Source organism: Pseudomonas sp. MF08817, assembly GCF_059862705.1.
Genome location: NZ_JCBCUY010000087.1, coordinates 1 through 2,522, shown reverse-complemented (window position 1 = coordinate 2,522; position 2,522 = coordinate 1). Strand labels below are relative to the sequence as shown.

General features: G+C 61.2%; 2 protein-coding genes. Both read left to right on the top strand.

The features are described 5' to 3' along the window. Window positions 1–1,313, top strand: a 1,313-nt coding sequence (locus tag AC19YR_RS24670) for an effector protein Tle3 domain-containing protein (RefSeq protein ID WP_500600432.1), incomplete at its 5' end; no start/stop codon positions are given. Further along, window positions 1,310–2,522, top strand: a 1,213-nt coding sequence (locus AC19YR_RS24665) for a type VI lipase adapter Tla3 domain-containing protein (RefSeq protein WP_500600431.1), incomplete at its 3' end; no start/stop codon positions are given. The genes AC19YR_RS24670 and AC19YR_RS24665, both read left to right, overlap by 4 nt.

Here is a 2,522-nt window from a genome sequence, read left to right as displayed (position 1 = left end):
AGGGCACGTTGATAACCCTGCTGGCGCAGGCCTTGCTGGTGGATCGCGGCGAGCGCTGCGCCGACTGCGCGATCATGGTCGCTTCGCCCTATTGCCTGTTGCCCGATAAAACCCCGCAAGGCTGCGATACCCTCGCCACCCTGATCGATATCGTCCAGGCCATGACGGCCACGCCCCACCCGCAACCGCCCCTGAGCGCGATGCAATACGGCCAGCCCGGTTATGGCGGCCGCACGGGGCCGAATTGGTCGCCGCAGCAGGGCCAGCGCCTGGGGCCGGATAACAGCACCCTGGTGTTTCCCGAGCGGGACAACCGCGGCAAGGTTTACCTGTATTTCAGCCATGACGACTCCACCGTGGGCCTGAGCGATGTCAGCGGTATCGGCACCTTCGGCGTGCCGTCGCACTTGCCCGATGGCACACCGGTCATGCCCGCCATGCCTGCGGGGTTTTATCAGCGCTTGTGGAGCACGCGCCAGCGCGATGGCCGGCCGATCTACGTGGGGGCTGAACCGGCGCTGGTGCCGTTGCGGGTGTGGGGGGAGCGCTACGCCGCGGAACACCATCCCGGCAAAGCGCTATTACAGGCCACCACCGGCCTCAATGAAACTGTCTACATCAACGGCGAAGCCCTGGTGCCGCCCCATGCGCCGCAGATGTTTGGCGGCGAGGCCATCACCGGCAGCCCGACCCAACCGGGCCTCGACGCACCGGATGCGGTGTCGCAGAACAACGCGTTAGGCAATAGCAACGCCGAATTCAAATGGGTTGAACTGCGCAAAAGCCCGACCCGGGTGGACGAGGCCCAAGAGCTGGCCGCCTGGAACCAGGGCAAGGCGCCGGACGACCAGACCCGCGTGCTGCGCCAGAGGATGTCGGGCAACCCGATGCTCAGCCCGGTCGGTTATTTCTTGATCGAACGCGAAGAAACCCCCAACGAAATCCGCGCACGCCTGGCAGTCGACCCCAACGAATGGGGCAACAACAGTTATCACTCGGCGGTGTTGCGCAGCCCGGAAAACCACCGCTGGGTGACGGCGATGGATGTGGCGGTGGGGCAGGGTAAATGCTTGGACGATCCGCATATTCGTGAGGTGCTGATTGCGGTGGCGGATTGGCGGGTGGATGAAAAAGCATACAAAGATGGGCTGACCCAAATGCCAGGTTGGCCAAAGCTCAGCGCGCAGGCGCGAGCCTTGGTCACTGCCAATTTCCGTTACTACCAATACGGAACATTTCCCTCTCCTGAGCTGGTGCCCATGACGCCGCCCCCATTGGTCAGAAGACCCGGCCACACAGGAGGTCAATCATGAGCAGCCGACCGCGCTTAACGGTTTTCCTCTGGATCGGTCTGCTCCTGGCGCTCGGCTGGCTGACGTTCGTGACCTATCAAGCGATAACGTACTTAGAGACAGAAGAAATGACGATGAGAAACATTGCGCCACCCACCCTCGTTGGCCTGGCTGCCGTGTGCGCTGTAGTGGTGCTGCTGTATGGCGCGGTGTGGGGTGGCAAGGCCCTGATGCAGTGGGTCAATCCAAGGCTGGCGGTTACGCAACCGGCACCACTGACCGCCGAGCAAATCGCGGAACGTGAACGGACCTATGCGCTGGAAATCAGGGCGGCAGGGCTCGCCATAGATGAAAACCAGCAATCCGGCATCTGGCGCCTGATTCAAAAGAAGAACGACAACTTCAGCTCGATCCATTCACAGAAGGCCGAGGATTATCCTTACTCAGCGGGCACTCGCCGTGATGATTCCAAAATCAACACCCGTGCATCATTCCGCCATTCCGCCCGCGATGCCGTGGCCTACTGGCCCTTGCCGACCTTTGCACTGGGGCCTCCTAAACAGCCACACAATATGGGCGCCGAAAGCGACATTCTCAGTGGCCGTAATAAGGCCACCCTCGGTGTAACCCTGTTCTTGTGGCAGGAGGCCGATAACACCACGCACGCCCAAGCCATGCTCGAAAAGCTCTTCCAGTTTTTTGATGACCACCAGGAGGTACCTGAGGCCCTGATTATCAGCCGTGATGGTGATGTAACCCGCAGCGGTTACCGGGTCGCCGGAACACCGTGGCTCCAGGATGGCCACTTCGTACCCAAGGTTTACGAAAGCATGACCGGCCTGCTGGTATCGCGCTCGGATCGGGTCGATCAATACCTACGCCCGTTCGCCAGCAACGAAGAAGAGGACAACCAAAACAAGCGCACCGATATGGGCAAGTTATGGGCCTTCTACTGGAAGCATTCTTTTTTATTCGACGATATCTATGCGGCCAAGAAGCAGGCGGAAGGCGTGGAGAATGCGCATGGCCCCGGCACCATGCCAAGCGCCTACTGGCACGCCCAACTCCCGCAGCTGTGGCAAACCCTGAGCAATCGCGGCCCCGGCCATTTCACACCCACCCCTTGGCTGCCCGTGCGTTGGGCCGAACACCAGGTCAAGGAGTTCGACGCCGCGCCCATGCTCGGTTACCTGCACCGCCCGATCAAAGTGGCGATGAGCGACGAAACCG